We start from the raw sequence: 26279 nt of genomic DNA, 5'->3' as shown, positions 1-26279 counted from the left end.
GCACACGGTACGGGCCGCATCCTGAGCGTTGGCTGAGATCCTCCGTACGTCTGTCCGGATGATCCGATCGGCGTCCCGAACGGGCGGTCCAGACCGTCCCAGGAGGATGAATTCGGATCACGTGCATTCCGATGTTTGCCCGAAATCCACTCCGATCCATCCTTGTCACTCTCTACGCCGACACGGAGAGTGCCCGATCCGACACCTGACGATTACTTCGGGCTCCATGACGCGAAACTGACTGTTTCGCCAACCGATGAGCTCCTGCGGGTCGACTAGTTTTCCGGTCCGGTGCACGGGACTTCGCCGTCCACCCGACACCCCCGTTACCCCGTGCTCCCGCCGGAGGAGACAGACATGACCGTCCCCGCGCCGCCGGCCCGCCGGCGGCCCACCGCGGTGGGCCGCGTACTTCCGCTGCTGCTCCTCGTCGCCCTGCTCGCGCCGATGGCGCTGCTGTTCGTACAGACCTGGCGGTCCACGTCCGACGGCCGGGAGCTGGCCGACCGGGAACGCCTCGGCGTGGAGTACCTGCGCGCCCTCGCTCCCGTCACCCACGCCCTGGCCGACGCCCAGTCCGCCGCCGTCGCCGCCCGGCCCGTCAACAGCGCGGCGCTGACCCGCGCGGTCGAGGCCGCCGCATCCGTCGACGCGCGGATCGGGGACGAGCTGCGCACCGAGGAACGCTGGGCCGGCCTCCGCGCCAAGATCGAGGCGCTGAGCGCCCGCGGGCCCGCCGACCCGGAGGCTGCCTTCACCGCGTACGGCGAGGCCGCCGACCTGCTGCTGGCCCTGCACAACAAGGTCCGGGAAACCTCCGGGCTGGTCCGTGACCCCCGGCCGGACTCCTTCTTCCTCCAACACGCCGCCCGAGGCCTGTCCGAGGGGGTCGTGGCGGCCGGGCGACTGGCCGATCTGGCCGTGCTCGCCGACCGCCGGCCTGCCGCCGACCGGAACCGCACCACCGCCGAGATCGCCGCCCTCCGGGTGGCCGTCCTCACCCCCGCCGGGGACCTCGTCACCGACCTGCGGGCGGCCGTGGACAACTCGGAGAGCGCCGACCTCGGCCCGAGTGTGCTGACCCCGCTGGACACCTACCAGCGGGCCATCGAGGCGTTGGCCGCCCACTCCGCGTCGACCGGTCGCGACATCGCGGTCAGCGAGATCGTCGGCGCCCGGGTCGACGCGCAGTCCGCCGCCAGGCAGCTCCAACCCGTACTGCTGGACGAGCTCGACGCCCTGCTCGTCGAGCGTCTCGACGAGCTGAGCCTGGCCCGCTGGCTGGCGGTGGCCGCCGGGGTCCTGGCCATCCTGCTGTGGGCGGCACTGGGCGCGGTGTGGCTCGCCGCCGCCCGGCGGAGCACCAGGGAGACCGAGCACGAACACGACGGCGCGGTCGGGCCGGAGGACACTCCGTGGCAGCCGGCCGCCATCGGGGGCGCGGAACCGCGTGAGCTCCAGCCCACGGGGGCGGGCCGGCCCGGGAGCACGCAGTGGGGGCCCGCCGATGCTGCTCACTAGTCTCCGGATCCGGGGCAAGCTCGCGCTGCTCGTCGTCATCCCGCTGCTCGCCATGGCGGGGCTCGCCGTGCCGGTGGTGATCGACCGGGTGGCCGCCTCGCAACAGGCTCGCGACACCGCCAACCTGGTCCGTGTCGCCAGCCGGGTCGGCAGCCTCGTGCAGGATCTGCAACAGGAGCAGGTCCTCTCCGTCGGACTGCTGCTCGGCCAGGTCACCCGCACCGACCTGATGCAGCGGACGGCCAACGTGGACGACCGGGTCGCCGACCTGCGGGCCACCCTGGGCGACCTGCTGCCGCCGCAGGCCGCCGAGGCCCTCAACGGCGTACGCGGGCTGACCGACCTGCGGAGCGCGGTGCTCGCCGGAACCGCCACCCCGGAACAGATCATGGCCGCCTACGGGCCGCTGAGCACGACATTGATCGACTCGCTGCGGCTGTCGTTCGGGGTGGACACCGGCACGCCGGCCGGTCGGCAGGTGCTGGCCCTGGACGGGCTGCTCCGCGTCGACGAGGCGATGGGCGCCTGCTCCACCCTGCTCCTGCTGGTCAAGGCCTCCGACTCCCCCCGGGTGGCCACCACGTACGTCGCCTGCATGGCGGCGCTCCGGGTCGACAGCCAGCGGTTCCGCGACATGGTCACACCGGAGCAGTTGCGGCTGGTGACGCTCAACGACGGGGCGGTGGCGGCCCGTACCAGCCCGGACTTCCTCGCCAAGAGCGCGCTGGACCCGGCCGGCGCGGTCCGGGACACCCCGCTCGAGAGCCTCTTCTCGTCGGTGCTCTCGATGATCACCTTCGGGCAGTTCATCGAGAAGAAGATCGTCGCCGACGTCATCGACGAGGTGGGGGCGCAACGGCAACGGGCGCTCGTCGAGGCGCACCTGGTCGGCGTGCTCGCCGTCCTGATCCTCGCCGTGGTGGTGCTGCTCAGCGCGGCCGTCGCCCGCACCGTCACCCGGCCGCTGACCCGGCTCACCCGCTCGGCCGACCGGGTCGCCCGCGTCGCCGAGGCGGAGCTGACCCGGGTCGCCGACGACGACACCGAGGGCGGCGCGCCGGTACGCCTCGACCCGATCGACGTACGGGCCCGCGACGAGATCGGCGACCTGGCCCGCGCGTTCGACCGGGTGCAGAGCACCGCCGCCCGCCTCGTGGAACGGCAGGTCGCCGGCCGGCGCAACGTGGCGCAGATGTTCGGCCACGTCGGCCGCCGTACGCAGAACCTCGTCGGCCGGCAGATCGCGTTGATCGACCGGCTGGAGCGGCAGGAGACCGACCCGGACCGGCTGGAGCACCTGTACCGGCTCGACCACATCTCCAGCCGGCTGCGCCGCAACGCCGGCAGCCTGGTGGTGCTCTCCGGCTCCGCCGGCGCCGACCCCCACGTGGCGCCGGTGCCGCTCGGCGACGTGGTCCGGCTGGCGCTCGGCGAGATCGAGGACTACACCCGGGTCGACGTGCAGGTCCCGCCCGGTCTGTCGGTGGCGCCCGGTGCCGTCGGTGACCTCGTCCTGGCGGTGGCCGAGCTGATGGAGAACGCCACCGTCTTCTCCCCGCCGCACACCCGCGTCACCGTGAGCGGCGAGTCGACCGGCTCCGGCGCCCGGCTCACCGTCGTGGACCGGGGCATCGGCATGGCGCAGGAGCGGCTGGCGGAGGAGAACGCCCGGCTCACCCGGCGCGAGCGGCTGGATCTCGCGCCGACCGAGGTGCTGGGGCTCTTCGTGGTGGGCCGGCTGGCCCGCCGGCACGGCTGGACGGTGCGGCTGGCGCCGACCGGCGGCGGTGGCGGGGTGACCGCGTACCTGGACGTCCCGGAGACGTCGCTGGTCACCCACCGCGCCGAGCGGACCGGTGTGACCGTGGCCCGGGCCGCCGTGCCCGTCCGCGACCCGCGCTCCCCCGTCGAGGCGCCGCAGCCCGCCCAGCCCCGCGCGGCGGTCGTCGAGGCGCCACAGCCCGCCCGATCCCGCGTGGCGGCTGCCGGGGCGCCGCAGCCCGCGCAGCCCCGCGCGGCGGTGGCGGCGGAGATCGCCCAGTCCCGCGCGGCGGTCGCGGCGGCTCCGCAGGTCGCCCAACCGCGCGCCGCGGTCGCGGCGACACCGGAGGCCCCGCCGGCCGGATACGACGCGGCGGTGCTCAGTCGCGCCACCCGCAGCCTGGAGTCCGGCCCGTCCTGGGACGCGTTCGGCTTCAGCGGGGAGCCGGCCGAGGACGGCCCCCGGACACCGGCCGGCACCGGCCCGGCGGGCATCCGGCAGCGGGTGCCGGGCGCCACCCTGCGCACGGTCGAGCCGCCGACCGCCCCGCCGCGCAGCGGGCCGGCGGAGGTCACCGCCGCAGACCCGGCGGCCGCCCGCGCCCTCGTCGAGGCGGTCGAGTCGGGCGTACGACGGGCCGAACTGGGCCGGGGCACGCCGGGCGGCACCGCGCCGGCCGAACCTGGCCGGGGCGCCCCGGGCGGCACCGGGCCGGCCGGGTTGACCCGACGGGTGCCAGGGGCGAACCTGACCGTCACGCCGGCCCGACAGCCCGACAGCCCGCCGGAGAACCCGGACGAGGTCCGCGACCTCCTCACCGAGTTCGAGGCGGGCGTCGCCCGCGCTCTGACCGAAGTCAGCCAAGACCACCGCTACGAAGAGGGAACATCACGGTGACCAGCCCCTTCCTGCACGACAACCTCGACCACCAGAATTCCGGTGCCGGTGACCTGAGCCCGGAGGCGCGCACCTTCAACTGGCTGCTGGACTCGTTCACCTCCAGCACGGCCGGCGTGGTGGAGGCGATCGCCGTCTCGTCGGACGGGCTGCTGATGGCCATGTCGGCGATCAAGGACCGTTCCAACGCGGAGCGGCTCGCCGCGGTGGTCTCCGGCATGACGAGCCTCGCCGGTGGCGCCGCGAGCTGGTACTCGCTCGGCGGGCTGAACCGGGTGGTCGTGGACATGGCGGAGGGCTACCTGTTGATCAGCTCGATCAGCAGCGGCTCCGTGCTCGGGGTCGTCGCCGACCGGTCGGCGAACCTCGGCACCGTCGCCTACGAGATGACGCTCTTCGCCGGGCGGGCCGGTGGCGCCCTCACACCGAAACTGATCGCCGAGCTGAAGAACGCCGCTCAGCAATGACCCACGAGGCCGCCGGTGAGGGACCGGACCCGGAGCCCACGTTCCGGATCCGGCCCTACCTGCGCGCGTCGTCCCCGTACGACAGCCAGCCCGGGCCGCCCCCGACGCCCGAGGACGGGCCGGCCGGCCCGCGCCCGTTCGTGCTCACCGCCGGACGGGTGGCCGGCGCCGACCCGGCGATCGGGCTGGAGACGCAGGTGACCGCCCGGCCGGCGACCGACCGGACGGCGCCGCTGACCTGGCTGGCGCCCGAGTTGCAGGCGATCGTCGCACTCTGCGACGAGCCGATCTCGGTCGCCGAGATCTCCGCCCGGACCCGGTTGCACTTCGGCGTGACCCGGGTGCTGGTCGGCGACCTCCGTGCCGCGGGCCACCTCGACGTGCACGACAGCGCCGACGTCCTCGACCCCGACATCATCCTGCGAGTGATTGATGGACTCCGTGCGATCTCCTGAATGGCCGGTCGCCCCGCTGGGCGGGGTCGTCGCCAACAGCGCCGCCACCCGCTACGGCTCCCCGACGGGCCCGCAACCGGCCGCGTCGGCGCCACTGCCGCGGCGGCAGCCGCAGCCGGCGCCACCCCGGCAGCCGGCAACCGGGGTGGCCGCGGTGCCCCGGCACGCAGCGGCCGCCGCACCACCGATCCCGGTCAAGATCCTCATCGCCGGCGGCTTCGGGGTCGGCAAGACCACCACGGTCGGTGCGATCTCCGAGATCGCCCCGCTGACCACCGAGGCGGAGATGACCACCGCGGGGATCGGCATCGACGACCCCGGCGTACGTTCCTCGAAGACCACCACGACGGTGGCGATGGACTTCGGCTGCGTGACCATCGACCGCAGCCTCAAGCTGTACCTGTTCGGCACGCCCGGGCAGGCCCGGTTCGGTTTCATGTGGGACGACCTGGCCCGGGGTGCGCTCGGCGCCCTCGTCGTGGTGGACAGCTCCCGGCTGGACGACTGCTACGCGGCGATCGACTTCTTCGAGCGGTCCGGCCTACCCTTCGTGGTGGGGGTGAACGCCTTCGACGGCCGGCTGGCGCACGACCTCGACGCGATCAGGTGGGCGCTGGCCATCGGCGACCACGTACCCCTGGTGCAGTTCGACGCCCGGGACCGGCTCTCGGTACGGGACGCCCTGCTGGTCGTCCTCGACCGCGCACTCGAGCGGGCCACCCGGGAGAGGAAGTGAAGTCCTGAACCGTTGCGGCGGTTCGACCCGTTTCACGAGAAGGGGTGGTTCGTGATGAGAGGTGGACTGGACGAGACACTGGCCCGGATGGCGCGCCGTGAGGAGGCGCTGCGGCGGCTGGCCGCCGAGCCGGTGCCGACGGACGGGGAGAGTGGCGGGGCGTCGCAGGCGCAGGGCGGATCGGAGCCGGGCCGTGCCGAGGCCCGCCACGAGGCGCGCAACGCCGGACCCGGCTGGGCCGACACGCGGCGGGGCGGGGAACCCCGCGACCCCGTGGCGGAGGTCACCGAGGCGGTCCGTCGGGTGGTCGCCGGCCATCCCGGCACGGCCGTCAGCATCCGGGTCGAACACGACGGGCAGGCGTACCCGCTGCGGGTCGCCTGGACCGACGCCGGCGTGACGGTCGACGCGGAGGCCGCGACGCCGCCACCCGCGTGGCCGATGTCGGTCAAGACGGTGCCGGCCTGGACCCCGACCCAGGAGGGGTTGACCCCCCACCCGGCGGCGCGGCTGGCCGAGCTGATCCGCCACGATCCCTTCCTGCTCGACGACCGCGAAACGTCCCGCGGATCACGGAACGCGCTGGGGTCGGGCGCGACGTGACCACGGCGGCTAGGGTCGGGCGGTGGCGGAACCCGACCTGACCCTGACCGCGAGCCTGCGGCCGGCGGCCCTGGACGCCCGACGGGGCATCGTCCGGCTGCACCCGGAGGCGCTCACCGCGCTGGCGCTGCGCCCCGGCGACCCCGTGCGGCTGGCGGGCCGGCGGGTGACCGCCGGCATCGTCGCGCCCGCCGAGCGGACCGCCAGCACCGCGCTGCTCTACGCGGACGACCTGATGCTGGGCAACCTCGGGATCCGCGACGGCGGCCAGGTGACGGTGAGCCGCCTGCCGGTCGCCCCGGCGCGCAGGGTGCTGCTCGCCGGGCCGGCGCAGATCGCCGCGGTGGTCTCCCCCGAGATGCTCCGGCTGGCCCTGCTCGGCAAGGTGGTGACGACCGGGGACGACGTGTCGCTGCTGCCGCAGGACGTGCTGCCGGACGCCTCGGTCCGCAGCCTGGTGGAGGCCGCCCGCCGCAGCCTCTCCAACAGTGTCGGGTACGCCTGGACCAGCACGCTGCTCGCCGTGGTCGCCGCCGAGCCCGACACCGGCTCGCTGGTCACCATGGACACGGTGGTCGGTTGGGAACACGGCCAGACGACCCACGGCTCGGCCGGCACCGGGCCCGGCGCGGGTCGCCTCGTGCCCGGCGCCCCGGACGGGACCGCCCCGGGGCGGGCGCGGGCCACCGGCGCCGGCCCGGTGGGCGTACGACCCGGTGCTCCCGCCGTGGACGCCACCGGGTGGAGCGCCGGCGGCGTCGACGACTCCCCGCCCTCGGTGGACGAGCTGCCCGGGCTGCGGGCCCAGGCCGAGGAACTCACCGAGCTGCTGGACCTCGGCTTCCACCACCGGGAGGTGCTCGGGCGCCTGGGCACGACCGTCTCGCTGGGCGTACTGATCGCCGGGCCGGCCGGCTCCGGGAAGGCGGCGCTCGTGCGGGCCGTGGCCGCCCGGGTCGGTGCCCGGGTCAGCCCGCTCTGGGCACCCGAGGTGGCCGCGCTGACGAACCAGGCCGCCGCGGAGCGGTTGCGCGCCGCGGCGGCCGAGGCACGCGCGGACGGCCCCGGGGTGCTGCTGGTCACCGACGTGGAGGCGCTCGCCCCGGCGGACGGGCCGGGGCCGGTGGCGACCGTGTTCCGGCAGGTGGTCGCCGAGACCGTACGGGCGGGGGCGGCGGTCGTCTGCACCACCGGCCGGCCCGAGGCGGTGGACCCCGCGCTGCGCGCTCCGGACCTGCTCTCGCTGCGGATCAGCATCCCGCTCCCGGACGCGGCCCTGCGCCGGGAGCAGCTGACGGTGCTGACCCGGCAGGTCCCGCTCGCGGACGACGTGCGGCTCGACGAGGTGGCGGGGCGTACGCCCGGCTTCGTCGCCGCCGACCTGGCCGCGCTGGTCCGCGAGGCCGGGGTGCGCGCGGCCCTGCGGCAGAAGTCGGCGGAGACGCCCACCGTGGCGATGAGCGACTTCACCGCCGCGCTGGAGGTGGTCCGCCCCACCACGATGGCCGCCTCCACCCTGGAGCTGGCCTCGGTGACGCTGGACGACGTCGGCGACCTCACGGAGGTCAAGGAGACGCTGACCGAGTCGGTGCTCTGGCCGCTGACCTACCCGGACACCTTCGCCCGGCTCGGCGTGCAGCCGCCGCGCGGGGTGCTCCTCTACGGTCCGCCGGGCTGCGGCAAGACCTACCTGGTCACGGCGCTGGCCGGCTCGGGGCGGGCCAACGTGCTCTCGGTGAAGGGCGCGGAGCTGCTGTCGAAGTGGGTGGGTGAGAGCGAGCGCGCGGTCCGCGAGCTGTTCCGCCGGGCCCGCGAGGCCGCGCCCACCCTGGTCTTCCTCGACGAGGTGGACGCGCTCGCCCCGGTACGCGGCCAGGCCAGCGACGGCGGCACCACCGACCGGGTGGTGGCCGCGCTGCTGACCGAGCTGGACGGGGTGGAGACGCTGCGCAACGTGGTGGTGATCGGCGCCACGAACCGGCCCGACCTGGTGGACCCGGCGTTGCTGCGTCCGGGGCGGCTGGAGCGGCTCGTCTACGTACCGCCACCGGACGGGCCGGCGCGGGCGGAGATCCTGCGTGCCTCGGCGCGCAACGTGCCGCTGGCGCCCGAGGTGGACCTCGCGGCGCTGGGCGCGGAGCTTGACGGCTTCTCGGCGGCGGACTGCGCCGCGCTGGTGCGGGAGGCCGCGCTCGCCGCGATGCGGGAGTCGCTGACCGCGTCCACGGTCACCGCCGCGCACGTGGCGACGGCCCGCGCCCGGGTCCGCCCGTCCCTGGACCCGGCCCAGGTCGCCTGGCTCGCCGCGTACGCCGAGAAGCGGGCCGGCTGAGCCTCCTGGCCGGTGGGCCGGCCAGTCGGCGGCCTTCTGGTCGGCGGCCGGCCGGTGGGAGGGCCTGCTGGTCGGCGGGCCGTCAGTCGGTGGGCAGGAGGGGGCCGAGCGGCCCGAGGTCGAGGTTCAGGTCCTCGGGGGCGAGGCCGAAGTACTCGCGTAGCCCCGTCATCTGCTCCTCGAGCGCCATCAGCGTGGTGCCGATCCGTTCGACCTGCTCCTCGGTGAGGTCGCCGAGGTCGACCCGGCGCAGCGCCTGTCGCTCCATGAGCTGGCGCAGCAGCTCGATCACGGTGAGCACGAGGCTGGCCAGCCCCCGCTCGACGGAGTCCCGGTCGACGGCCAGGCGGCGGTCCAGCGGGGTCACCCGGGGCGGCTGCCACCGGGTGTCGCCGAGCGCGGCGGCGAGCGTGGTCGCCTCGTCCCGACGGGTGCGGTCCGGGCTGCCCACGCCCGCCGGGCCGGCCCCACCGCCCGGGCCGTCCGCGTGGTTGCCGGGGGCGGTCATGCCGGCGTTCCCGGCGGACTGAGGGGGTCGGCCGGGACGGCGTCCCGCAGCTCGGGCGGGGCCAGCGCCCCGACGGAGGCGACCAGTGCGCGCAGGGAGACCCGGACCAGGTCGACGTCGGCGATCGCGATGGTGATGTCGCCGCTGATCACCACGCCCGTGGCGAGGACCCGGTCGAGCAGGTCGACCAGCGCCACCGGCCGGTAGGCCAGCGGGTCGTCGGCGCTGCTGGGCGCGAGCGCGGTGGTCACGCCGGCTCCCGTACGGTCAGCGCCGGCTCGGCGGGCCGTTCCTCGGCGAACGAGTACGGCGGCCACGGGCCGGTCAGCTCCAGCCGGATCTCCGGGTGCCGGTCGGCGAGCGCGTCGACCAGCCGGTGGAAGTCGGCGAGCGACGACTGCTCGACCAGGTACGCCCCGTTCAGCACCATCGCGGTGGGTGCGCCCGAGAGCCGGCGGTCCTGCGGGGGATGCCGTCGGGCGGCCACCGCCTGCCCGGCCAGCGCCCCGTGCACGGCGCAGGCGGCGTCGGCGGCGATCCGCTGCCCCTCGTCGCGGGCGGTGAGCTGGGCCCGACGCCGCCGCAGGTACGCCGCCCCGGCGCCGCCGCCCGACCCGATCGGCGGCGAGGTCCCGGCGGGAGCGCCGGACCCGGCCGACTCGGAGGTCCCGGCCGCAGCGCCCGGCACCGACTCCGAGGTCCGAGATGCCGCGCCGGGCACAGACTCGATCCGGGGCGTCGCGCCCGGCACGACGTAGCCCTTGACGCCCCACTCGTCACGGCCGGCGAGCCGGTCCAGGACGGTGGTCAGCTCGGCCTGGCGGGCGGCGAGCTGCCCCGCCACCCGGGCGTCGTCGTGGTGCACCGTGGCGAGGCGGGCGGGCACCACCGCGCCGGCCCGGGAGAGTGCCGCCACCACGGCATGGTGGGTCCGGGCCGCGCGCTCCAGCCAGGCCAGGTCCTCCAGGTTGCGGCGCAGCGCCTCCTCGCCGTACTCGGACAGGGGCACGGCACTGACGACGGCGACCAGGCCGGCGGCCCGCACCGCACGCACGGCGGCGCCGTCCATCCCGGCGGTCGTGGCGAGCAGGGCCGGGTCGGCGTCCCGCGTCACCCCGTGCAGCCACACCCCGACGCCGGGGTCCGCCGGTCCGGCGTCGGACACCAGGTCAGCCGTCGAACTCATCCCACTCCTCCCTGCGGGCGGCCTCCCGGGCGACCCGGGGGCGCCGTTGCGCCTCCACCTGCTCCGGATCCCGTGGGCCGGGCTCCACCGGCGGCCTCGCCCGGGAGCTGAGCCACGGGTCGTGCTCCCACCAGTCGATGCCGATCTGCCGGGCCGTGTCGACCGAGGCGATGACCAGTCGCAGCTTGAGTGTCAGCAGCTCGATGTCGAGCAGGCTGACCCGGATGTCCCCGGCGATCACGATGCCCCGGTCCAGCACGCGTTCCAGGATGTCGCCGAGATTTGCCGGCTCGTGCCCGGCGGGCAGGACCTGGCCGGAGTTCTGCACCACCGGCGGCGGCTGCACGCTCACGTCATCCCACCTCGCCCTTCCCGCGCTGGTAGCGCCGCACCCGCCGGTAGCCGAGCAGGGCGCCCTCCAGGTCCAGCTCCACCTCGTAGAGGCCGAGCAGGTCGATGGAGCTGGGGATACGGCGGTCCTCGACGACCTCCACGCCGACGATCCAGCCGTCCCGCGACGACTTGAGCGAGGTGGTCCCCATGGGATCCCGGCCGGTCAACTCGACGATCTGCCGCATCCCCTCGCGCGCCGCCTCGGCGGCCGAGATCGGTTCGAAGTACTCCTCCTCCTCGTCGTCGTAGCGGTCGCCGACGGGCTCGCCCCTACGCGCCCGACCGCCGTCGCCGCGGATCAGATCCACCATCGCGCTCACCTCCCTCGCCGCCGCCGTACGGCACCCGCCGCACCCGTTCGTTGCCCCGACGGGAGCCGGGGCCGTTGCGGGCCAGGCTGCGACCCCGCGCGGGCCGTCGTACGCCGCCCGTCAGCCGCTCCAGCACCTGCTGCTGCCCCCGGTCCCGTTCCGCGGCGCTGATCTCGCCGGCGGCCGCCGCCGCGTCCAGCGCCTCCAGCTCGCGCCGGACGTCGACGGGGTCGTGCTGCCGCGACTCCGCCTCCCGGGCGACCACCTTGACCACCGAGGTCAGCCCCCGCACCGGCGCGTACGGCAGGGTCAGCAGCGCCCACAGGATGTCCACCGTTCACCCCGTCAGCTGGTGGGCGCCGACGAAGTCGTACGGGGCGAGCGGGCCGAGCAGCCGCATCCGGATCAGCTCCCGGCGCTGCTCGGCGTACTCCTCGACCGCCGAGACGAACTCGTCCTCCCGGTCCTGGTCGACGAGGAAGACGGCGTTCGCCGCGTCCAGCTCGTTGCTCGGCGCCCGTGGCGCGCTCGCCACGACGAGCGGGTCCAGTGCGTCGACCAGTTGCCGGTTGTCCGCCTCCCGGCGCAGCTCCACCGCCTGGCTGATCATCTCGCCGAGCCGGATCCGCTGCGGCCGGGTGGCCGTCTCCGGCTGCCCGCGTACCTGGTCCGCCAGCTCGGCGGCGGCCGGGTTGTCGGCCAGCACCGCCGAGAGGAGGGGCGCCTCGTCGTAGCGCCCGTGCACCCGGTACTGGATCCGGCCCTCGAACTCGTCGAGCGCGGCGGCGAACCGGTCGTGGTGCGCGTCCAGCAGGTCGGCGACCGCGTCGGGCCCGGTGACGACCGTGCCGAAGCGCACCGGCAACACCGGCGCCACCGCCGCCGTGCCGTCCACCAGTTCCTGGTACGCGGTCAGGTCCGCCGGCCGGCCGATCGGCTCGGTGAGGCTCACCTCGCTGACCAGCGCGGCCAGCTCGCCGTGCCGGATCGCTGCCACCTCGCCGGGCGGGTCGCCGACCCCGGCGGCGTCCGGGGTCGGCTCCACGTCGGAGGGCACGATGCCGTAGATGAACAGTCCGGTCTCCTCGGCCATGCTCAGCGCTCCCCGTTCCGCCGCCGCCGGGGCCGCTCACGGTCCCGGTCCCGGTCGTCCGAGCCCAGCTCGCCGACCGCGTCCCTGACCGCGCCGCCGATCGCGCCGACCGTCCTGCCGATCCCGGACACCGCCCTGCCGGCGCCGACCGCCCCCGAGGCGCCCTCGATCAGGTCCGGCAGTCCCTTCTGGTTCCTCGGGGTGATGTCGAACCGGTCGACCGCCTCCGCGAAGCGCAGGTACGTCTCGATGCTGGCGATGGTGACCCGGGCGTTGATCTCCAGCAGCTGGATGCCGACCACGGCGACCGACACCTGGGCGTCGATCACCACGCCCTTGTCCAGCACGGTCTCCACGGTGTCGGCCAAGCTCGACCCGGCCCCGCCGCGTTCCAGGGCGGCGCCGGCCTGGCCCCCGCTCGTCGCGACGGTCACTCCTGCTCCTCCCGTCGACGACGGACCACGGGTCGCCGGGGCGCCTCCGGGGAACGGCGGGCCCGGGGCTCCTCCCGGGACCTGGGTTCCTCCCGGGGCCCGGGCTCCTCCCGAGGTCGCGTGCGGCGGGCCCGTTCGGGGGTACGGCGGCGCGGCGGAGGCTGCTCCTCCTCCGGCTCCTCCTCGTACCTGTCGTCGTAGTCGCCCTCGTCGTACTCGTCCTCGTACTCCTCCTCCTCGGCCGGGCGCCGGCGCTGAGGCGGTCGACGGCGGCCACGCTCGGCGGGCCGGCGCTCCTCGCCCGGTTCCTCCTCGGGCGCACGCCGGCCGCGCTCCTCGCGCTCCTCCTGCCGCCGGCTCTCCTCCTGCTCCTCGCGCAGCGCGGTCTCGTGGTCCCGCACCACCTGCGAGTCCTCGATCTCGCCACGCCAGCCCTGCACCGAGTCGGGGTCGAGGACGGTCTGGGTCATCACGTGCCGGACGAAGTGCTTCAGCTCCAGCCGGACGCGGCGGCCCTGGGCCCGCCAGAGGTTGCCGGTGTGCTCGAAGAACCCCTGCGGGTGGTACTCCAGCACCACCAGGATCCGGGTCAGGTCGGGTGACAGCTCGTGGAAGCTGACCGTGCCGTCGACGGAGCCCTTCTCGCCCTTGGAGCGCCAGTGGATCAGCTTGTCCGGGATCTGCCGGACGATGGTGGACTCCCAGCTGCGGTGCGACCAGAGGACCTGTGCCTTCCAGGTCAGCTTCTCGTCCGACTCGGTGTCGACGGCCTCGACCTTCTTCATGAAGCTCGGGAAGTCGCCGAACTGGGTCCACTGGTCGTACGCGACCCGGACCGGCACGCCGACCTCGATCGCCTCCACGATGTTGGTGACCTTGAGCTTCCTGCCGCCGCCCTTGCCGCCCTTACCGCCCTTGCCGAGAGCCGACATGATCTTCTCCTTACCGCCGGCGAGCCCGGCATGCGCCATCGCCTTCACCGGTGAACCGCCCTCGGCGAGCTTCTGCGCACCGGTGGCGGCGGCGATCAGGCCCGGCCCACCGCCCTGCTTCGCGTAGTCGCTGAGCCGGCCGGTCGCGCCCGTGATCCGCTCGGTCACCACCTGGACCGCGCGTTCGCCGATCGCGCTGGCCAGGTTCCGCGCCTCGCCGGCGAGTTGGCCCCGGAGCTTGTCCCCGAGGCCGCCGGGGTTCGTCGTCTCCGCCATGGTCACCGCCCCCGCTGCTCGGCGGCGTCGCGTTCCCGCTGCCCGCCGTCGGCGTCCCGGTCGGTCCGCCCGCCGTCGGGCGACGTCCCGCCGGGCGCTCCGGCGCCGCCCTTGCGGCGCAGCGTGTCGGCGGAGCTGCGTAGCTTGCCGCTGACGGCGTCGATGCCGCTGCCGGCGGCGGCGGTCGCGGCCGCCTTCGAGGCGGCCGCGAGGGGGGCACCGAGGCGGCCGAGGTTGCTCAACTGGGGGGACGACTGGAGCAGGTTGCCACCCGCCTTCAGCAGCCCGCCGTGCTCCCGGCTGGCCCGACCGGCCGCGACCGCGGCGGCCAGGGTGAGGGCGGTACGCAGCTTGCGCCGGCGGCCGAGCAGATAGCCGAAGCCGACCGCGAGCCCGATTCGTGCTCCGCTGTTCATCAGTTCTCCTTCGCTCCCCGCAGCGCCGGACACCTGACGGCAATGGTCAGAAAAAGGTGGCCGCCGGGGATCAGCACACACCGGACCGCACATCTGGTGTCCCGTTCAATCGGACCCGACGGGCAGTACCCGTTGACCTATCGGCGAAACACCCGAGCGATTTTGTCGGCGGCACTTATCCGAGTCGGAGGAATGCTTCCCACGAAGCAGCCGAAGCGGACACCAAGGCCGCTACGAGCAGGAAGAACGTCAGGAAGCAGAGAGTCGACGAATGGCGTTCACACGGCCGGCAGCGCCCAATCGAGGCACATTTCGGCCTGCACCCTGCCGGCATCCTCGCGCAATTTCGCGCCGCACTTCCTCAGCACCGAGACGGCACCCTGATTGTCGATTGTCGTCTCCGCGACCACGAGTCGCATTCCGGCCGCCGCCGCCTCGTTGAGCAGTTCGCGCAGCGCCGCCGCGCCTATTCCCTGCCCCCGGGCCGAGCGCCCCAGCCACATCCCGGTCTCGACGGTGCCCGGCTCGGCACGGCGACTCATCCGGATCATGCCGACGACCTCGCCGCCGGCCAGGATCGCGTACATGCGGGTGCCGGTCGGGCCGTCCAAACCGCCGAAGCTCGCCCGGTGGAACTCCCGGAACGCCTCCCGCCGGGCGTGCGACCACCCCGCCGGGGCCTCCACCGGCGGCATCACGTCGCCGGGCTCCGCCTCCGCAGCCGCCACGGAGAGCAATGGCTCCAGGTTTCCCTCGTCCACCGGCTCCAACCGGACCGTTCCCGCCACGTGCCGCAGTCTGCCGCCCCCACCGGCCCGAGTCCACCCGATCGGGCCCCGACTGGCGGTCCGGCGGAAGGTACCGGCCGGTCGGACCGCCTCGTGTTCCATCTCACTCCGCGTTGTCGAACCGCCCGCCCGCGCAACGCTCAGCAACGGCGTCGCCCGTCGACGAGGGGCGGAAGCCGCCCGACCTGGCCCGGTCAGCGTCCGTCGACGTCGAACTCGCAGAGCACCACCGACGCGTCGTCGGCGGGCTTGTGGCGACGCAACCGGTCCGCATGGTCGCGTTCCGCGGCGCGTACGCGCTCGATCAACGCCTCCGGCCCCTCGGCGGTCGCCACGTCCAGCAGCCCGGTCCAGTCGAGCAGGCCGAACTGCTCCACCAGGGCCGACGCGCCGTCGCTGAGCAGCGCCGCCCGGCGTACCGCGCCCGGCCCGCGCAGCGGCAGACTCCCCGTCACCGCGTGGAACGCCGCATCCGGGTCGGCGGCGGCCACCCAGTAGCCGTGGGTCCGGTTCATCCGTTCCCGCTGCACCCCGACCGCCTGCCGGAACCGGGTCATCCGGTCGGCGGAGCCGTCCGGTGCGGCGGCGACCGTGGCCCGCAGGGCCGCCATGGCGGAGTCCAGGCGGTCGTCCGTGACCACGCTGACGCGACCGCCGGCGTCGAGCACCAGCGGACTGTCGCAGAGCACCAGGTAGTCGAGATGGTCGCCGCCGTCGCGCAGCAGGCAGACGGTGCTCGACGGGGTGCCCGGGTGGTCCAGGTCGCACTCGCCGCCGTGGTCGGCCCGCACGGCGAGGATCGCCGCCGCCAGATTGCTCATCAGCGTCGCCGTCGGGCGGACCGCCTCCGCCAGCCCGAGCCGGGCCGCGAGGTGCCGGACGTACCAGGACGGCCCGTGCACGCAGCCCGTGTCGAAGCCCTCCGGCACGGTCGCGCCGTCCAGCACGCCGGTCAGCGGCCCGAACCGGAAGACCAGGTCCTCGTTGTCCGGCCGGCCGGGCGGCGGCGCGGACGCGGAGCGTACCCGCATCGTCCGCGCCGCCCCGACCACCCGGGTCGCCTCAGCGGCGACGGAGGTCGTCGGCGGTCTCATGCGCCTGCCCCTGCATCTGGTGGGCGGCCGACCGGCCCTGCTCCCGGACGGCGGACGCGCCACCGGCGGCGGTGGAGGCCACCGAACCAGCCGCCTGCTGCACCGGCTCGCGCAGGTTGTCGCGCATCTCGTGCCCGACCTGGCTGGCCTGTTCCCGCAGCTGTCCGGCCCGCGCGCGCAGTTGGTCGGAGTGCTCGCTGACCATGTCCTTGGCCTGCCCGGCCCACTGCCGTTCGGGCCGGCTGGGCGGGATCAGCGACGAGACGAGCAGCCCGGCGCCGAAGGCGATCAGCCCGGCCGCGAGGGGGTTGCCCTCCGCCTGCCGCCGGGACTGCTGCCCGAGCGAGCGGGCCTCCTCCCGCACCGACCCGGCCATGTGCGACATCTGCTCGCGGGACTGTTCACCGAAGCCCCGCGCCGACCCGGTCGCGTGCGACATCCGCTGCGCGACGCCGTGCCCGTCCGACTGCACGCCCATCACCTTCTCCCTGGCCCGGGTGAGCGCGCCGCGGGCCTGCCCGACGCGTTCACCTGCGATCCGCCGCGGATTGACCCTGTCGGCCAGCGCGTCGACGTCACTGCTCAGTTCGTTCCGGGTGTTCTCGATCTCCCACCGGATCCGGTCCGGATCGTTGGACATGATCTGCTCCCTCCCGGCTGGTTCACCGGCCGCGCATCGCGTCCGGCATCTTCCCCACGGTCTGCCGCGTCCGGGGCAGCACCGCGCGGAGCTGCGCCATCTCCCTGCGTGCCCTGCCGAGCAGGCCACCCGTGACGGCGGCCCAGATGACGGCCACGATGAGCGCCGCCCAGCCCTGGTCCATCACGTTGGACAGCCCCCACCACAGCGCGTACGACACGAACAGCACCGTCAGGAAACCGGCCAGTGCCGCCCCGCCGAACATGCCGCCGGCCCTGCCGGCCTGACCCGCCTCCTCGCGCAGCTCCGCCTTGGCCAGTTCGACCTCCTTGCGGACCAGCGTGGAGAAGTCCCGGGTCACGTCGCCCAGCAGCTCGCCGACCGACTGCGTCCGCTCCTTCTCGGGGGCACTCATGGTGCCACCCCGCCCGGGATGTCCGGACCCGGCCGGTCAGGCGGCGAGGCGTTTCGCACCCGGGCCGACCCGGTGTAGGCCCCCTCGGCCATGTACGGCGCCGCGGCCGTGCGCTCGTACGGCTGCGGCCGGGGCGGGGTGCCCGCTCCGGTGGGCGGGGTCGACGGCTGGCCCGTGCCCCGCGCCCCGTCGCCCGAGGCGGTCATGTTCCGGGTGAGCCGCCCGACCAGCATGCCGGCCAGGGCCGCGCCGGCCAGGAAGGTGCCCGGGTGCCGGCGTGCGTACGACCGCACCTCGTCGAGCACCGCCCCCGGTTCGCGCTCGTCGAGCCAGCCCGCCGCCTGCTGGGCGGCATCGGCGGCCCGGCGGACGGCCTGGCCGGCCATCCCGGAGTCCTCGCTACGCTCGGCCATCGAGCTGAGTTCGCGCCCGATGCCGCGCAGCCCGTCGGCCGCCCGGTGCTGCTGTGCCCGGGCCTGGTCGCGCAACTGTGTGCCGGCCTCGCCGGTCAGGTTGTGCGCCTGCCGCCGGGCTTCCGACGCCACCTGTCCGCCCTGTTCGGCGGCGGCGTGCGCGACCTGACCGCCGGCCTGGGCCGCGTGGTGCCCGACCCGGGACGCCTCCTGCCGGGCCTGCTGTGCGGTGCCGGTCGCACCGCCCGGTGGCCGGCTCGGGTTCATCTGCGTCATCGCCCGCTCCCTCCGTCGGCCCCGGGCCGCAGGTCACGGCCCGGAACGTGAACCGGCCGCGGCACGCGGCCCGGAACGACACCCGCGTACCCGCACGCCCCGCCGACATGCCGTCCCCGGGGCCGGGGCAGGGCGGGTGGGCCGCCTGGGCGCGGTACCACGTCGACGGCACCGGACCGGCCGGCCGGAACCGGGGCAAGGCGGGCGGCGACCCGTCAACGCAACAACAGCCCTCAGCAGGTAGGACGGCGGTCAGCGGGTAGGACGGCCGTCAGCGGGTGTGGCAGCGGTCAGCGGCGGCGGTTGCGGGCCCGCGAGGACCGCAGCCGGCGTAGCCGTCCCACCAGGACGGGTTCGGCGGCGAGGGCGGCCGGGTTGTCGAGCAGCGCGTTCAACAGCTGGTAGTAGCGGGTGGCCGAGAGGCCGAAGGTGTCCCGGATGGCCTGTTCCTTGGCACCGGCGTGCCGCCACCACTGCTGTTCGAAGGCGAGGATGCCCTGCTCCCGCTCGGTCAGCGCGCCGTGCGGCGGCACCACCGCGGCGGAACCGGCGCCGGGATCAGGGCCGGGATCGGTGTCGTAGTCGCTGTCGGCGTCGTCACCCGGCAGGGCGTCGTCGGGTGCCGCCACGGCGGTGTCCGGCTCCGCCGCCGTGCGGGGATGCGGGACGGCCCGCGCCCCGGCGACCGGGGCGGTGCGTGGCTGGGGGACGACGCCTGCGTCCCCCCGCTCCCCGCCGGTCGCAGCGGCCGCGTCGCTCTCATCCGCCGCGCTCGACCCGGCGGGCGCCCCGGGCCCGGCCGGCGCGGGCGGCTCGATGGCGGCCGGGGCGGCGTCGGCGGGTTGCATGGCGCTCCTCGTGGGGCTGGCGGACGGCACACCACGACGCCGACCGGTGGGGGAACACCAGCCTAACCAGGGACGACCCGGATCGCATCGGACGACGGGGGCGGTGCGACCGGGGCCGGGGAGAGCCGCCGGTCGCACCGCGCACGGTCAGGAGATGTCGCGCCGGCGCATCGCCCAGAGGGCCGCGCCGAGGATCACCACGAACCCGACCGTCATCATCACCGAGGACTGCTGCCAGGTGATGTCCATCGTGTCCGGTTTGCACTCGCCGAAGTAGGTGGCCTGGCAGGCGTTCCAGTCCTCCAGCGTCACCTTCTTCTGCATCCACGCGACGGCGTAGGTGGGCAGCAGCCACGCCTCGGCGAAGCGTACGCCGGCCATCGCCAGCAGGATGCCGAGGCCGAACTGGCCGACGACCATCAGGGCGATCACCCCGCCCAGGGCCATCGCGGTGTGCCGCCCCAGCGAGGCGAGCGCGAAGCCGATGGTCGCGGTGACCAGTGCGAGCACCAGCCCGCGCAGCCCGGTCAGGGCGAAGGACTGCCACGCCCCGGAGGTCATCTTCGCCGTGCTGCCACGGAACGTGGCGACCAGCCAGAAGCTGCCGAACCACAGCGCCGTCGTGGGCACCGCCAGGGCGACCAGCCCGCTGAGCAGCGCCGCCAGCTTCGTCAGCAGTACGGTCAGCCGCTTCGGCCGCCACAGCAGCAGGTTCATCATGCCGCCGGTGTTCCACTCGGCCCCGACGAACGAGGCCCCGACGACGAACCCGACCAGCGCGAGGATCGCCGCGAGCGGCAGCAGCGTGTCGCCGAAGTTCTCGCGGAAGTCGAAGGTGGAGGGCAGGAACCAGTCCGTCTGGATCGCCTCGCGCGGCGGCGGCTGGATCTTCGCGCAGTCGTCCGGGAACTCCCCCTCCTGGCCGGTACCGGCGGCCTTCGCCTTCTCGCACTCCGCGCGGTACTGCTCGTTGAACCGGACGTCCTGCTGCCACTGCTGCTCGGCGGCGCGTTCGGCCTTCGCCACCACGGCAGCGTCGATCTTCTCGTTGGTGAAGAAGACCCCGACCACCACCGCCGCGAGCACCAGCAGGCCCAGCAGGCTCATCCAGCGGGTGAAGCGCCGCTTCACGAGCCGGCGCAACTCCGTACGGTAGAGGCTCACGCGCCCCACCCTCCTCCGGCGGCACCGGGCTGCCCCGCGCCACCGACCTTCGTGGACTGGTCGACCTGCCGGTGCTGGCCGGGTACCGGCGCGGTGGCGGTCAGTTCGAGGAAGACGCTCTCCAGGTCGACGGCGACCGGGGCCAGCTCGCTGACGTAGAGGCCCTGCTCGGCGAGGAGCCGGGTCACCGTGGCCGGCTTGTCGACCCCGGCGAGCATCAGGTGGTCGGGCTGACCGGTCACCCGGATGCCCGCGCGGGTCAGCGCCTCGGTGGCGAGCGGCAGGTCGGTGACCGCCTCCAGCCGCACCCGGACCGCGCCCGAGGAGTGCTCGGCGAGCACCTGCTCGACCGGCCCGAAGGCGACGCGCCGGCCCAACGAGATGATGGTGACCGAGTCGCAGATCAGCTGGATCTCGCCGAGGATGTGGCTGGAGAGCACCACGGTCATCCCCGACTCGGCGAGGCCGCGCATCAGGGTGCGCATCTCCCGGATTCCGCCCGGGTCGAGGCCGTTGGCCGGCTCGTCGAGGATCAGCAGCTTGGGGTTCTTCAGCAGGGCCGAGGCGACGGCGAGGCGCTGCTTCATGCCGAGCGAGTAGGTCTTGACCCGCTCGCCGGCGCGGTCGCGCAGGCCGACCAGTTCGAGCACCTCGTCGACCCGCTGCTGCGGCACGTCGCCCGCGCCGGCGAGCAGGGACAGGGTGTCGCGCGCCGTGAAGTGCGGGAAGAACTGCGGGCTCTCCACGATGGCGCCGACCTGACCGGCGACGGCGGACAGCGCGGCGGGCACCTCGTGCCCCAGGATCGCCATCCGGCCGCCGTTGGGCCGGATCAGGCCGAGCAGCGTACGCAGCGTGGTGGTCTTGCCCGACCCGTTCGGGCCGAGGAAGCCGTGCACCTGTCCTTCCTCGACCCGCATGTCGAAACCGTCGAGCGCGTTGCGGGTGCCGCGCCGACGGCTCTTGTACGTCTTGCGGAGACCTTCGATCTCCAGGACAGCTGGCAAGCTGCACCTCCCCCGATGGGCGTATGACACGCGACACCATACGCGGTATGCAGCCGCACGCAATACCCGGTATGCATCCGACGCGCCGATCGGGTGTCGGGACGGGCCTGTGCGCCGGGCCGGGCAGGTGACCTCAGGCGCAGACGACCGTGACGCCGGCGGCCCGGAACGCCTCCACCACCTCCGGGTTGGCGCCCGAGTCGGTGACCAGGGTCTCCACCCGGTCCACCGGGCAGATCCGGGCGAAGGCGTGACCGCCCAGCTTGGACGAGTCGGCGATGATCACGACCCGCTTGGCCCGGGCCACCATCAGGTTGTTCATCGCCGCCTCACCCTCGTGGTGGGCGGCGGCGCCGAGCTGCGGGTCGATCGCGTCCACGCCGAGCAGGGCGACGTCCAGGGTGACCTCGCGCAGCAGGGCCCCGCCCAGCGGGCCGACCAGCTCGAACGACTTCGGGCGGACGACGCCGCCGGCCACCACGACCTTCATCCGGGAGCGGACGAGCAGCTCGTTGGCGATGTTGAGGGCGTTGGTGACCACGGTGAGCTGGGCACCCTCGGCGCTGGTGTTCAGGTCGGGCCGCACGGCCAGCGCCCGGGCCACCTCCGTGCTGGTGGTGCCGCCGTTGAGGCCCACCACGGTGCCCGGCGAGACCAGCGCGGCGGCGGCGGCGCCGATGCGCTGCTTCTCCGCCGAGTGCTTGGCGGTCTTGTAGCGCAGCGGCAGGTCGTACGAGACGCCGTTCGCCACCGCGCCACCCCGGGTCCGGGTGATCATCTGCTGCTGGGCGAGCTGGTCGAAGTCACGGCGGATGGTGGCCTGGGAGACGTCCAGCCGCCCGGCGGCCTCCTCGACGCTGACCCGGCCGTTGTCGGTCAGCATCTCGAGCAGGGCGTTCCATCTGGCGTACCGGTCCACCCCGTGCCCTCCAGTTACTGCGCGGTCGGTGATTGATTGCGTGCACAGTAGTGCGCGAAACTACGAGGGCGCAAAACCCTGGCCTGCGCGATGCCGGGGCTGGTTGCCACAGCCAGGCGCTTTCGCGCAGAATAGCGCGCGAAAGGCGGCTCTAACGAGCCGTATTGCGCACCGCTCCCCTGCGTAGGAGTTCTCATGTCGTACGTCGACGCCGAGATCGCGAGCCAGCCCGACTGCTGGCGGGAGGCGGCGCGACTCGCCGCCACCGCGACGGGCCACCTCCCCCGCCCGGGGGAGCGGGTCGCCGTCGTGGGCTGCGGCACGTCGTGGTTCATGGCGATGGCGTACGCGGCCCGCCGCGAGCACCTCGGCCAGGGCGAGACCGACGCCTTCCAGGCCTCCGAGTACCCCGCCGACCGGCACTACGACCGGCTCGTGGCGATCACCCGCTCCGGCACCACCACCGAGGTCACCGAGCTGATCGCCGCCCTGCGCGGACGGGTGCCGACCACCGTCCTGGTCGGCGACCCCGACTCCCCCGCCGCCTCGCTGGCCGACGCGGCGGTCACCATGCCCTTCGCCGACGAGCGCTCGGTGGTGCAGACCCGCTTCGCCACCACCGCGCTGGCCCTGCTCCGCGCCCACCTCGGCGACAACATCGACGCGCTCGCCGCCGACGCGGAGGTGGCCGTTCGCGCCCCGCTGCCGATCGACCCGGCCCGGATCGAGCAGGTCACCTTCCTCGGCCGGGGCTGGACGGTCGGGCTGGCCCAGGAGGCCGCCCTGAAGTGCCGCGAGGCGGCCACCTTCTGGGCCGAGGCGTACCCGGCGATGGACTACCGGCACGGGCCGATCTCGATCGCCGCGCCGGGCCGGCTGGTCTGGGCGTTCGGCGAGCTGCCCGAAGGGCTGCCGGAGGACGTGGCGGCGACGGGGGCCGCCTTCGTGCACAGCCGCACCCACGGCTGCCGCACCGTGCTGGGCAGCTGGGCCGCCGGCCGTACGCCGGTCGACCCGATGGCCGACCTGATCCTGGCGCAGCGGTTCGCCGTCGCGCTCGCCACCAGCCGGGGCCTCGACCCCGACGCCCCCCGGCACCTGACCCGCTCCGTGGTCCTGGCGTGAGGTCGACCGACGTCGTCGTCGCGCTGGACGTCGGCGGCACCGGGATGAAGTGCGCCCTGGTCCGCCGCGACGGCGCCGTGCTGCACAGCGAACGGCACCCCACCGGAGCCGGGCGCGGCCCGGACGCCGTGGTGGACACCGTCCTCGGGGTCGCCGAGGGGCTGGCCGGCAGGGCCCGCGCCGACGGGTTCGACCCGGTCGCGGTCGGCATCGCGGTGCCCGGGGTGATCGACGAGGCACGCGGGATCGCCGTCTGGTCGGCGAACGTGGGCTTCCGGGACGTACCCCTGCGGGACCTGGCGCGCGAACGGCTCGGACTGCCGGCGGCGCTCGGCCACGACGTGCGCGCCGGCGGCCTGGCCGAGGCGCGGCTCGGCGCGGGCCGCGACGTGGCGCACGTGCTCTTCGTCGCGATCGGCACCGGGATCGCCGCCGCCCACGTGGTCGACGGCACGGCCCGCACCGGCGCCCACGGCGCCGCGGGCGAGATCGGCCACATCCAGGTACGTCCGGGTGGGCCCCGCTGCGGCTGCGGTCGCCCCGGCTGCCTGGAGGCGGTCGCCTCCGCCTCCGCCATCGGTCGGCGTTACTCGGATCTGGCCGGCGTCACGGCGACCGCCGCCGAGGTCGCGGACCGGGCGGCGGCCGGCGAGCCGCTGGCGGCCGACGTCTGGCGGGAGGCCGTCGAGGCGCTCGCCGACGGCCTCGCCACCGGTCAGGCCCTCTACGACGTGCAGGCCGTCGTGCTGGGCGGCGGGCTCGCCCGGGCCGGCGCGCGGCTGCTGGACCCGCTCCGGGCCGCGCTGCACGAGCGGATGACGTTCCACCGGGAGCCGCGCCTGGTCGCGGCGGCCCTCGGCGACGAGGCCGGCTGCCTCGGCGCCGCCCTGCTCGCCCTCGACAGTCTGGAGATGTGATGGCCACTCGGGTGAACGGCAAGGTGGTGACCCCGACCGGCGTGATCCGGCAGGGCTGCGTGGAGCTGGACGGGGGTCGGATCACGGCGGTGGCCGAGTACCCGTCCGTGCGCGACGGGCACTGGATCGTGCCCGGCTTCGTCGACATGCACACGCACGGCGGCGGCGGACACACCTTCACCACCGGCGACGCCGAGCAGGCCCGGCAGGCCGCCGACTTCCACCTGCGGCACGGCACCACCACCCTGCTGGCCAGCCTCGTCAGCTCGCCCTTCGTGCTCATGCGCGCGGCCACCGAGGCGTTCGCCCCGCTGGTCACCGACGGGGTGCTGGCCGGGATCCACTTCGAGGGGCCGTACCTCTCCGCAGCCCGCTGCGGCGCGCAGAACCCCGAGTACCTGCGTGACCCGTCCACCGACGAGTTGGCCGAGCTGATCGAGCTGGGCGGCGGAGCGGTGCGGATGGTCACCCTCGCCCCCGAGCGGGACGGCGCGCTGGAGGCGATCAAGCTGCTCACCGCGCACGGGGTGGTCGCCGCCGTCGGCCACACCGACGCCACCTTCGACGAGACCCGCGCGGCCGTCGCCGCGGGCGCGAGCGTCGGCACCCACCTGTTCAACGGGATGCGACCGGTGCACCACCGCGAGCCCGGCCCGGTGGTGGCCCTGCTGGACGCCCCGAACGTGGTCTGCGAACTGGTCGCCGACGGCGTCCACCTGCACGACGGGATGCTGTCCTTCGCCACCTCCACGGCGGGCCCCGAGCGCGCCGCCCTGATCACGGACGCGATGGCCGCGGCCGGCATGGCCGACGGCGAGTACGACCTGGGCGGCCAGACGGTCACCGTGTCGGACGGCGTGGCCCGGCTGGCCCGCGACGGCGCGATCGCGGGCAGCACCCTGACCATGGACGCCGCGCTGCGGCACGCCGTGGCCGCCGGGATCCCGATCGCGGACGCGGTGCGGATGGCGTCCACCACGCCGGCCCGCGCGATCGGCCTCGGCGACCGGCTGGGCGCGCTCCAGGTCGGGCTCCGGGCCGACCTGGTGGTGCTGGACGACGACCTGAATGTGGTCCGGGTGATGCGCGGCGGTTCCTGGGTGGAGTGACCCGCTCAGCCGGCGGTGGGCACCTCGACGCCGAGCACCGCCTGCTCGTCGGGGCGGTGCACCAGCACGTCGGCCAGGTACGACTGCACGGCCGGGGCCATCCCGACGTCCCGGCCGGCCCGCTCGGAGAGCAGCCACTTGTGCTCGATGATCTGCGCGAAGATCTCCTGCGGCTCCAGCTTGCGGCGCAGGTGCGCGGGCACGGCCCGGACCACCGGCTCGAAGACCTCGGTCAGCCAGCGGTGCGCGGCCTGGTGCTCGTCGGTCAGGTAGCTCTCGGCCCGGTAGGCGTCCAGGTCGTTGAGCAGCCGGCGGGCCTGGTTCTCCTCGGCGTCCAGGCCGGTCAGGCGCAGCAGCCGCCGGGTGTGGTAGCCGGCGTCGACCACCTTCGGCCGGACCAGGTAGCGCCCGTTGTCGATCGTGGACATGGCCACCTCGGCGACGTCGAAGCCCAGCTCGTTGAGGCGGCGGATGCGCCCCTCGATGTCGTGCCGGGCCTCCCGCTCGACCTGCTGCTCGTAGGTGATCTCGTGCCACAGCCGCTCGTAGCGGCGTACGACCTCCTCGCAGACCACCTCCGGGTCGATCGACTCGTGCAGCAACCCGGCGGCCTGGAGGTCGAGCGCCTCACCGAAGATGTTGACCCGGGCGATCTCCAGGTCCTCACCGCGCTGCCCGTTGGACAGGGAGTGGTGCAGCGCCCCGGTCTCGGCGTCCACCAGGTAGGCGGCGAACGCGCCGGCGTCCCGCCGGAACAGGGTGTTCGACAGCGAGCAGTCGCCCCAGAAGAAGCCCGTCAGGTGCATCCGGACGATCAGGGCGGCCAGCGCGTCGAGCAGGCGGCCCATCGTCTCCGGGCGCAGGGTGTGCGAGAAGAGCGCCCGGTAGGGCAGCGAGAACTGCAGGTGCCGGGTGATCAGCACCGGGTCGAGCGGCTCCCCGTCGTCGCTCTGCCGGTCGGCCACGATCGCCACCGCCTCCACCGACGGGAAGTCGATCCGCTCCAGGGCGCGCAGCAGGTCGTACTCGCGCTCGGCGACCCGCTCGCCGGTCTCCTTGACCGCGTAGACGTAGCCGCCGAGGCGGACGAAGCGGACGACGTGCCGGGAGATGCCCTGGGGCAGCGCCACCAGATGCTGCGCGGGCCACTCCTCCAGCGGGGTCGACCAGGGGAGATCGAGCAACGCCGGGTCCACGAGGGCCGAGGTGATCCGCACGGCGACAAGTCTGCCGGGTGCGTCC

General features: G+C 74.6%; 28 protein-coding genes and 2 pseudogenes. 10 read left to right on the top strand and 20 right to left on the bottom strand.

Annotation, left to right across the window (positions count from 1 at the left end; genetic code table 11):
• The first annotated feature begins 357 nt into the window (after positions 1-357).
• From ACGFIG_RS01235 to ACGFIG_RS01205, 7 genes are read left to right on the top strand one after another with little or no spacing between them, the layout of a single operon-like run.
• Complete coding sequence (locus tag ACGFIG_RS01235) at positions 358-1521, top strand: hypothetical protein (RefSeq protein WP_392998070.1); 1164 nt, start codon at positions 358-360, stop codon at positions 1519-1521.
• Positions 1508-4180 (top strand): nitrate- and nitrite sensing domain-containing protein, encoded by a 2673-nt coding sequence (locus tag ACGFIG_RS01230; RefSeq protein WP_392998069.1) that lies wholly within the window; start codon positions 1508-1510, stop codon positions 4178-4180. Before ACGFIG_RS01235 ends, ACGFIG_RS01230 begins: the two co-directional genes overlap by 14 nt.
• The gene (locus ACGFIG_RS01225) at positions 4177-4647 is read left to right on the top strand and encodes a roadblock/LC7 domain-containing protein (protein ID WP_392998068.1); all 471 of its coding nucleotides are present in this window, start codon (positions 4177-4179) and stop codon (positions 4645-4647) included. The genes ACGFIG_RS01230 and ACGFIG_RS01225 overlap by 4 nt, the downstream gene beginning before the upstream one ends.
• Entirely contained in the window at positions 4644-5102 is a 459-nt protein-coding gene (locus ACGFIG_RS01220) for a DUF742 domain-containing protein (protein WP_392998067.1), read from the top strand. Before ACGFIG_RS01225 ends, ACGFIG_RS01220 begins: the two co-directional genes overlap by 4 nt.
• The gene (locus ACGFIG_RS01215; RefSeq protein WP_392998066.1) at positions 5080-5838 is read left to right on the top strand and encodes an ATP/GTP-binding protein; all 759 of its coding nucleotides are present in this window, start codon (positions 5080-5082) and stop codon (positions 5836-5838) included. The genes ACGFIG_RS01220 and ACGFIG_RS01215 overlap by 23 nt, the downstream gene beginning before the upstream one ends.
• Before the next feature lie 54 nt (positions 5839-5892).
• A complete protein-coding gene (locus ACGFIG_RS01210) occupies positions 5893-6441 on the top strand; it encodes a hypothetical protein (protein ID WP_392998065.1) in 549 nt (182 codons plus the stop codon).
• Positions 6442-6463: 22 nt separating this feature from the next.
• Positions 6464-8773 (top strand): AAA family ATPase, encoded by a 2310-nt coding sequence (locus ACGFIG_RS01205; protein WP_392998064.1) that lies wholly within the window; start codon positions 6464-6466, stop codon positions 8771-8773.
• Between the two features lie 82 nt (positions 8774-8855).
• On the opposite strand, the gene ACGFIG_RS01200 is transcribed toward ACGFIG_RS01205, so the two are convergent.
• The 19 genes and pseudogenes from ACGFIG_RS01200 to ACGFIG_RS01110 all read right to left on the bottom strand — a co-directional run bounded on the left by ACGFIG_RS01200 (position 8856) and on the right by ACGFIG_RS01110 (position 21886).
• Complete coding sequence (locus ACGFIG_RS01200) at positions 8856-9281, bottom strand: gas vesicle protein K (protein ID WP_392998063.1); 426 nt, start codon at positions 9279-9281, stop codon at positions 8856-8858.
• On the bottom strand, positions 9278-9532 hold the full coding sequence (locus tag ACGFIG_RS01195; protein ID WP_392998062.1) for a gas vesicle protein: 255 nt from the start codon (positions 9530-9532) through the stop codon (positions 9278-9280). Before ACGFIG_RS01195 ends, ACGFIG_RS01200 begins: the two co-directional genes overlap by 4 nt.
• On the bottom strand, positions 9529-10467 hold the full coding sequence (locus tag ACGFIG_RS01190) for a GvpL/GvpF family gas vesicle protein (protein WP_392998061.1): 939 nt from the start codon (positions 10465-10467) through the stop codon (positions 9529-9531). Before ACGFIG_RS01190 ends, ACGFIG_RS01195 begins: the two co-directional genes overlap by 4 nt.
• Positions 10468-10621: 154 nt before the next feature.
• Positions 10622-10774, bottom strand: a pseudogene (gvpJ, locus tag ACGFIG_RS01185) (gas vesicle protein GvpJ); the annotation flags it as partial.
• 46 nt (positions 10775-10820) lie between these two features.
• Positions 10821-11171, bottom strand: a complete 351-nt coding sequence (locus ACGFIG_RS01180; protein ID WP_392998060.1) for a gas vesicle protein — start codon at positions 11169-11171, stop codon at positions 10821-10823.
• The gene (locus ACGFIG_RS01175) at positions 11131-11505 is read right to left on the bottom strand and encodes a gas vesicle protein GvpG (RefSeq protein WP_392998059.1); all 375 of its coding nucleotides are present in this window, start codon (positions 11503-11505) and stop codon (positions 11131-11133) included. The genes ACGFIG_RS01180 and ACGFIG_RS01175 overlap by 41 nt, the downstream gene beginning before the upstream one ends.
• 3 nt (positions 11506-11508) lie before the next feature.
• On the bottom strand, positions 11509-12264 hold the full coding sequence (locus tag ACGFIG_RS01170) for a GvpL/GvpF family gas vesicle protein (protein WP_392998058.1): 756 nt from the start codon (positions 12262-12264) through the stop codon (positions 11509-11511).
• Positions 12265-12482: 218 nt separating this feature from the next.
• Positions 12483-12698: pseudogene (gene gvpJ, locus ACGFIG_RS01165) on the bottom strand (gas vesicle protein GvpJ); the annotation flags it as partial.
• Positions 12695-13906: an SRPBCC family protein gene (locus ACGFIG_RS01160; protein WP_392998057.1), complete on the bottom strand. Its 1212-nt coding sequence runs from the start codon at positions 13904-13906 to the stop codon at positions 12695-12697. The pseudogene gvpJ (ACGFIG_RS01165) and the gene ACGFIG_RS01160, both read right to left, overlap by 4 nt.
• A gap of 2 nt (positions 13907-13908) precedes the next feature.
• Positions 13909-14322 (bottom strand): hypothetical protein, encoded by a 414-nt coding sequence (locus ACGFIG_RS01155; protein ID WP_392998056.1) that lies wholly within the window; start codon positions 14320-14322, stop codon positions 13909-13911.
• A gap of 278 nt (positions 14323-14600) precedes the next feature.
• Complete coding sequence (locus ACGFIG_RS01150) at positions 14601-15110, bottom strand: GNAT family N-acetyltransferase (protein ID WP_392998055.1); 510 nt, start codon at positions 15108-15110, stop codon at positions 14601-14603.
• Between the two features lie 194 nt (positions 15111-15304).
• Positions 15305-16204, bottom strand: coding sequence for a hypothetical protein (locus tag ACGFIG_RS01145; protein WP_392998054.1), 900 nt, complete (start codon positions 16202-16204; stop codon positions 15305-15307).
• Positions 16173-16844 carry a DUF3618 domain-containing protein gene (locus ACGFIG_RS01140; protein WP_392998053.1) on the bottom strand — a complete coding sequence of 224 codons (672 nt, stop codon included), beginning with the start codon at positions 16842-16844 and terminating at the stop codon, positions 16173-16175. Before ACGFIG_RS01140 ends, ACGFIG_RS01145 begins: the two co-directional genes overlap by 32 nt.
• A 22-nt stretch (positions 16845-16866) precedes the next feature.
• Positions 16867-17259 (bottom strand): phage holin family protein, encoded by a 393-nt coding sequence (locus tag ACGFIG_RS01135; RefSeq protein WP_392998052.1) that lies wholly within the window; start codon positions 17257-17259, stop codon positions 16867-16869.
• The gene (locus ACGFIG_RS01130; RefSeq protein WP_392998051.1) at positions 17256-17948 is read right to left on the bottom strand and encodes a hypothetical protein; all 693 of its coding nucleotides are present in this window, start codon (positions 17946-17948) and stop codon (positions 17256-17258) included. Before ACGFIG_RS01130 ends, ACGFIG_RS01135 begins: the two co-directional genes overlap by 4 nt.
• Positions 17949-18238: 290 nt before the next feature.
• Complete coding sequence (locus ACGFIG_RS01125; RefSeq protein ID WP_392998050.1) at positions 18239-18796, bottom strand: DUF3263 domain-containing protein; 558 nt, start codon at positions 18794-18796, stop codon at positions 18239-18241.
• A gap of 147 nt (positions 18797-18943) precedes the next feature.
• Positions 18944-19960 (bottom strand): ABC transporter permease subunit, encoded by a 1017-nt coding sequence (locus ACGFIG_RS01120; RefSeq protein ID WP_392998049.1) that lies wholly within the window; start codon positions 19958-19960, stop codon positions 18944-18946.
• Positions 19957-20967, bottom strand: coding sequence for an ATP-binding cassette domain-containing protein (locus ACGFIG_RS01115; protein WP_392998048.1), 1011 nt, complete (start codon positions 20965-20967; stop codon positions 19957-19959). The genes ACGFIG_RS01120 and ACGFIG_RS01115 overlap by 4 nt, the downstream gene beginning before the upstream one ends.
• Before the next feature lie 133 nt (positions 20968-21100).
• Positions 21101-21886, bottom strand: coding sequence for a DeoR/GlpR family DNA-binding transcription regulator (locus ACGFIG_RS01110; protein WP_392998047.1), 786 nt, complete (start codon positions 21884-21886; stop codon positions 21101-21103).
• Positions 21887-22081: 195 nt separating this feature from the next.
• Here ACGFIG_RS01110 and ACGFIG_RS01105 point away from each other — a divergent pair, with 195 nt between their 5' ends.
• Genes ACGFIG_RS01105 through nagA form a run of 3 tightly spaced genes read left to right on the top strand, consistent with a single transcriptional unit; the run spans position 22082 to position 25037 of the window.
• Positions 22082-23011, top strand: coding sequence for an SIS domain-containing protein (locus ACGFIG_RS01105; RefSeq protein ID WP_392998046.1), 930 nt, complete (start codon positions 22082-22084; stop codon positions 23009-23011).
• A 44-nt stretch (positions 23012-23055) separates the two neighbouring features.
• On the top strand, positions 23056-23928 hold the full coding sequence (locus ACGFIG_RS01100; RefSeq protein ID WP_392999370.1) for an ROK family protein: 873 nt from the start codon (positions 23056-23058) through the stop codon (positions 23926-23928).
• On the top strand, positions 23928-25037 hold the full coding sequence (nagA, locus tag ACGFIG_RS01095; protein ID WP_392998045.1) for an N-acetylglucosamine-6-phosphate deacetylase: 1110 nt from the start codon (positions 23928-23930) through the stop codon (positions 25035-25037). Before ACGFIG_RS01100 ends, nagA begins: the two co-directional genes overlap by 1 nt.
• 5 nt (positions 25038-25042) lie before the next feature.
• On the opposite strand, the gene ACGFIG_RS01090 is transcribed toward nagA, so the two are convergent.
• The gene (locus ACGFIG_RS01090) at positions 25043-26254 is read right to left on the bottom strand and encodes a DUF4032 domain-containing protein (RefSeq protein ID WP_392998044.1); all 1212 of its coding nucleotides are present in this window, start codon (positions 26252-26254) and stop codon (positions 25043-25045) included.
• Positions 26255-26279 lie beyond the last annotated feature (25 nt).

The organism is Micromonospora sp. NPDC049048 (genome assembly GCF_043197615.1).
Taxonomy (GTDB): Bacteria; Actinomycetota; Actinomycetes; order Mycobacteriales; family Micromonosporaceae; genus Micromonospora.
Note: the sequence above shows the minus strand (reverse complement) of the source record. Positions and strands in the feature narration are given on the sequence as shown.

Coding starts and splice junctions, on each gene's coding strand:
- ACGFIG_RS01170 (WP_392998058.1), bottom strand. CDS start 12,264: ATGGCCGAGGAGACCGGACTGTTCATCTACGGCATCGTGCCCTCCGAC.
- ACGFIG_RS01200 (WP_392998063.1), bottom strand. CDS start 9,281: ATGACCGCCCCCGGCAACCACGCGGACGGCCCGGGCGGTGGGGCCGGC.
- ACGFIG_RS01135 (WP_392998052.1), bottom strand. CDS start 17,259: ATGAGTGCCCCCGAGAAGGAGCGGACGCAGTCGGTCGGCGAGCTGCTG.
- ACGFIG_RS01230 (WP_392998069.1), top strand. CDS start 1,508: ATGCTGCTCACTAGTCTCCGGATCCGGGGCAAGCTCGCGCTGCTCGTC.
- ACGFIG_RS01100 (WP_392999370.1), top strand. CDS start 23,056: ATGAAGTGCGCCCTGGTCCGCCGCGACGGCGCCGTGCTGCACAGCGAA.
- nagA (WP_392998045.1), top strand. CDS start 23,928: ATGGCCACTCGGGTGAACGGCAAGGTGGTGACCCCGACCGGCGTGATC.
- ACGFIG_RS01160 (WP_392998057.1), bottom strand. CDS start 13,906: ATGGCGGAGACGACGAACCCCGGCGGCCTCGGGGACAAGCTCCGGGGC.
- ACGFIG_RS01235 (WP_392998070.1), top strand. CDS start 358: ATGACCGTCCCCGCGCCGCCGGCCCGCCGGCGGCCCACCGCGGTGGGC.
- ACGFIG_RS01145 (WP_392998054.1), bottom strand. CDS start 16,204: ATGAGACCGCCGACGACCTCCGTCGCCGCTGAGGCGACCCGGGTGGTC.
- ACGFIG_RS01140 (WP_392998053.1), bottom strand. CDS start 16,844: ATGTCCAACGATCCGGACCGGATCCGGTGGGAGATCGAGAACACCCGG.
- ACGFIG_RS01105 (WP_392998046.1), top strand. CDS start 22,082: ATGTCGTACGTCGACGCCGAGATCGCGAGCCAGCCCGACTGCTGGCGG.
- ACGFIG_RS01215 (WP_392998066.1), top strand. CDS start 5,080: ATGGACTCCGTGCGATCTCCTGAATGGCCGGTCGCCCCGCTGGGCGGG.
- ACGFIG_RS01155 (WP_392998056.1), bottom strand. CDS start 14,322: ATGAACAGCGGAGCACGAATCGGGCTCGCGGTCGGCTTCGGCTATCTG.
- ACGFIG_RS01125 (WP_392998050.1), bottom strand. CDS start 18,796: ATGCAACCCGCCGACGCCGCCCCGGCCGCCATCGAGCCGCCCGCGCCG.
- ACGFIG_RS01130 (WP_392998051.1), bottom strand. CDS start 17,948: ATGACGCAGATGAACCCGAGCCGGCCACCGGGCGGTGCGACCGGCACC.
- ACGFIG_RS01210 (WP_392998065.1), top strand. CDS start 5,893: ATGAGAGGTGGACTGGACGAGACACTGGCCCGGATGGCGCGCCGTGAG.
- ACGFIG_RS01190 (WP_392998061.1), bottom strand. CDS start 10,467: ATGAGTTCGACGGCTGACCTGGTGTCCGACGCCGGACCGGCGGACCCC.
- ACGFIG_RS01180 (WP_392998060.1), bottom strand. CDS start 11,171: ATGGTGGATCTGATCCGCGGCGACGGCGGTCGGGCGCGTAGGGGCGAG.
- ACGFIG_RS01220 (WP_392998067.1), top strand. CDS start 4,644: ATGACCCACGAGGCCGCCGGTGAGGGACCGGACCCGGAGCCCACGTTC.